Raw genomic sequence first — 4,153 nt, 5'->3', positions numbered from 1 at the left:
CGTCGAGCTGGGCGTAGCTCAGGCCGGTGATGTCGAGGTCGCGGCCGCGGGTGCTCTCGCGGTGCTCGTTCCACACCGACTCGGGCGTGTCGTAGGGGAAGAGGGTGGGCGCGCCCGGGCGCAACTTCTGCTCGAGCCGCCGGGCGAAGTCGACCACCGTGGCCCAGTCATGGCGGGCCTCGCCGGGGCTGGCCACTGCTGGGCGCACACGGCTGATGCGGCGCTCGCTGTTCGTCACCGTGCCGTCCTTCTCGCCCCAGGTGGTGGCGGGCAGCAGCAGGTCGGCGTATTCGCAGGTGGTGGTGGTGCCGAAGGCCTCTTGCACGACCACGAACTCGGCGCGCTCCAGGGCCTTGCGCACCGTCGTCTGGTCGGGCATGGACTGGGCAGGGTTGGTGCAGGCGATCCACAACGCCTTGATCTGCCCGTCCGCGGCGGCTTCGAACATCTCCACCGCCGTCTTGCCTGGCGTGGCGGGCACATCGTTGACGCCCCACAGCCGCGCCACCTCGGCGCGGTGCTCGGGGTTGGCCAGGTCTCGGTGCGCGCTCAGCAGGTTGGCCAGGCCACCCACTTCGCGCCCGCCCATCGCATTGGGTTGGCCGGTGAGCGAGAAAGGCCCGGCGCCCGGCTTGCCGATCTGGCCGGTGGCCAGGTGCAGGTTGATCAGCGCCGCGTTCTTGGCGGTGCCGCTGCTGCTCTGGTTCAGGCCTTGGCAGTAGAGCGAGAGCGTGCGGCCCTTGGCCGCGTTGTCGACATTGGCGAACCACTTCGCAGCCTGCAGCAGCGCGTCTTCCTTGATGCCGCAGACCTCGGCGACGTGCCTGGGCGTGAAGTCGCGCACCCGGTTGCGCAGCGCGTCGAAGCCCTGTGTGTGGGCAGCGATGTAGGCGCTGTCGGTCAGGCCTTCCCACAGCATCACGTGCAGCATGCCGTGGTACAGCGCCACGTCGGTGCCGGGCAGGATGGGCAGATGCAGGTCGGCGGCCTCGGCCGTCTCGGTGCGGCGCGGGTCGGCCACGATGATCCGCATGCCGGGGTTGGCTCGCTTGGCGTCTTCGATCCGGCGGTAGAGGATCGGGTGGGCGTAGGCCGTGTTCGAGCCGGTGATGAAGAGCGTGGTGGCGTGCTGCAGATCGTCGTAGCAGGCCGGCGGTGCGTCGGCACCCAGCGTGGCCTTGTAGCCGGCCACGGCGCTGCTCATGCAAAGGCGCGAATTGGTGTCGACGTTGTTGGTGCCGATCAGGCCCTTGGCGAGCTTGTTGAAGACGTAATAGTCCTCGGTCAGCAACTGGCCCGAGATGTAGAAGCCCACCGCGTCGGGGCCATGCTCGGCGATGACCTGCGCGAACTTGTCGGCCGCGAGCGTGAGCGCTGCATCCCAGGCCAGTGCCTTGGGCGGGCTCTGGCGCGAGAAGCGGTGCGCCGGCTGCAGCAAACGCGCCTGCAGCGTGACCGGCTTGGCGGCGGTGTGGTGCAGGCTGCTGCCCTTGGTGCACAGCCGGCCGAAGTTGGCCGGGTGCTCCGGGTCGCCCCGCACGCCGGTGATCTGCGCGCCGCGCGACTCGATGATCACGCCGCAACCCACTCCGCAGTACGGGCAGGTGCTTCGCGTTTCGGTGGTCATGACAGCCCCTCGGCCGATGGGTGCATCGACCGATCCCCCGAGGGGATGCGGGCCGGCTTGGGAGCGGCCCGGCGCTCGGCCCGCTTGCTCATGCCGAGGCCTGGACCTCGTCGAGCGCGAGGCTGTTCAGCTCTTCCACGTCGAGATGAACGATGCCGTTCTCGACCTTCACCTTGAACGGCGTGGTGCAGCCCACGTCGGGCGCCTGCGCGCAGCCGTCGTTCAACCCGATGGTCCAGTTGTGCAGCGGGCAGGCCACGCTCTCGCCGAACACGATGCCCTGGCTCAGCGGGCCGCCCTTGTGCGGGCACTTGTCGAGCAGAGCGAAGACCTTGTCTTCACTGTTGCGGAACACCGCCACGGCGGTGCCTTGCACACGCGTGACGCGGCGGGCGCCCAGCACCGGGATGTCGGAGACGGGGCAGATCGATTTCCATTGGCTCATGGTGGCGGCGTCAGGCAGAAAGGGGAGAGAACTGGCGGGTGTCCACCGCGGCCTTGTCGAACTCGAACCAGGGGTCGGGCTCGCCGTCGAGTGCGTACTGCAACTGCGCCCACAGCGCCTTGCGGCCTTCGTGGTCGTCGAGGATGCGCTTCTTCACGTAGTCGAGGCCCACGCGGTTCACGTAGTGCACCGTGCGCTCCAGGTACCAGCCTTCCTGGCGGTAGAGCTCGCAGAAGGCGCCGGTGTACTCGAGCACCTCGGCCGCCGTCTTGAGCTTGACGAAGAAGTGCGCCACCTCGGTCTTGATGCCGCCGTTGCCGGCGATGTACATCTCCCAGCCGGAGTCGACGCCGATGATGCCCACGTCCTTGATGCCGGCTTCGGCGCAGTTGCGCGGGCAGCCGGAGACGGCGAACTTCACCTTGTGCGGCGCGTACATGCGCCACATGGCGCGCTCCAAGTCCTTGCCCATCTGGGTGGAGTCTTGCGTGCCCATGCGGCACCACTCGCTGCCCACGCAGGTCTTCACCGTGCGAAGCGCCTTGGCATAGGCGTGGCCCGAGGGCATGCCGATGTCCTTCCAGACGTTGACCAGGTCCTCCTTCTTCACGCCCAGCAGGTCGATGCGCTGGCCGCCGGTGACCTTGACAGTGGGGATCTTGTACTTGTCGACCGCGTCGGCGATGCGGCGCAGCTCGTCGGCCGTGGTCTCACCGCCCCACATGCGCGGGATGACCGAGTAGGTGCCGTCCTTCTGGATGTTGGCGTGGCTGCGCTCGTTGATGAAGCGCGATTGCGGGTCGTCCTTGGCCTCCTTCGGCCAGGTGCTGATGAGGTAGTAGTTGACGGCCGGGCGGCAGCTGGAGCAGCCGTTGGGTGTGCGCCAGTTGAGCGCCTTGTAGGTGGCGTCGATGGTGAGCAGCTTGCGCTCGCGGATGGCTTCGCGCACTTCCTGGTGGCTGGCGTCGGTGCAGCCGCACATGGCCTTCTTCTTGGGCGCGGCGGAGTAGTCGCCCCCGGCGGTGAACATCAGCAGCTGCTCGACCAGGCCGGTGCACGAGCCGCAGGAGGCGGAGGCCTTGGTCTGCTTGCGCACCTCTTCCAGCGTGAACAGGCCCTTCTCCTTGATGGCCTTGCAGATGGTGCCTTTGGTGATGCCGTTGCAGCCGCAGACCTCGTCGCTGTCGGCCATGGCGGCCGCCTTGTTGTGGCCTTCGTGGCCGGTGTCGCCGATGTTGGATTCGCCGAACATCAGCTTGTCGCGGATGTCGGCGATCTTGCGACCTTCACGCAGCAGCTTGAAGTACCAAGAGCCATCGACCGTGTCGCCGTACATGCAGGCGCCGATCAGTTTGTCGTCCTTGATGACCAGCTTCTTGTAGACGCCGCCGTACGGGTCGCTCATCACGATCTCTTCGCAACCGTCGCCGCCCATGAAGTCGCCGGCGGAGAAGAGGTCGATGCCGGTGACCTTGAGCTTGGTGCTGGTCTGCGAGCCCTGGTAGCGGCCGATGCCGAACTCGGCCAGGTGGGTTGCGCAGACCTTGCCCTGCTCGAACAGCGGCGCCACCAGGCCGTAGGCGATGCCGCGGTGGGCCGCGCATTCGCCCACCGAGTAGATGCGTGGGTCGGTGATGGTCTGCATGGTGTCGTTGACGACCACGCCCCGGTTGCAGTGCAGGCCGATCTTCTCGGCCAGTTCGGTATTGGGGCGGATGCCGGCGGCCATGACGACCAGGTCGGCCGGGACTTCGGTGCCGTCCTTGAACTGCACGGCCATCACGCGGCCGCCCTTGCCGCCATCTTGATCGCCGATCAGCGCCTGCGTCTGCGCGCCGATCATGAACTTGAGGCCGCGCGATTCGAGCGACTTCTGCAGCAGCTTGCCCGCGGTGTCGTCGAGCTGGCGCTCCATCAGCCACGGCATGATGTGGACGACGGTGACCTGCATGCCGCGCAGCATCAGGCCGTTGGCGGCTTCCAGGCCCAACAGGCCGCCGCCGATGACGACGGCATGCTTGTACTTGGCCGCCGCGTCGATCATCGCGTTGGTGTCGGCGATGTCGCGGTAGGCGATCACG

3 protein-coding genes are annotated in these 4,153 nt (G+C 67.4%); all 3 read right to left on the bottom strand.

Annotated elements, in window-relative coordinates; all coding sequences use genetic code 11:
• On the bottom strand, window positions 1-1,627 hold a 1,627-nt coding region (locus VFL64_RS04140), incomplete at its 3' end, for a molybdopterin-dependent oxidoreductase (protein ID WP_489539120.1).
• Window positions 1,628-1,715: 88 nt separating this feature from the next.
• Window positions 1,716-2,072, bottom strand: coding sequence for a nitrite reductase small subunit NirD (gene nirD, locus VFL64_RS04135; RefSeq protein ID WP_489539119.1), 357 nt, complete (start codon window positions 2,070-2,072; stop codon window positions 1,716-1,718).
• A gap of 10 nt (window positions 2,073-2,082) precedes the next feature.
• On the bottom strand, window positions 2,083-4,153 hold a 2,071-nt coding region (nirB, locus tag VFL64_RS04130; protein WP_489539118.1), incomplete at its 5' end, for a nitrite reductase large subunit NirB.

This window comes from Rhizobacter sp., assembly GCF_035702065.1.
Classification (GTDB): domain Bacteria; phylum Pseudomonadota; class Gammaproteobacteria; order Burkholderiales; family Burkholderiaceae_C; genus Rhizobacter.
Note: the sequence above shows the minus strand (reverse complement) of the source record. Positions and strands in the feature narration are given on the sequence as shown.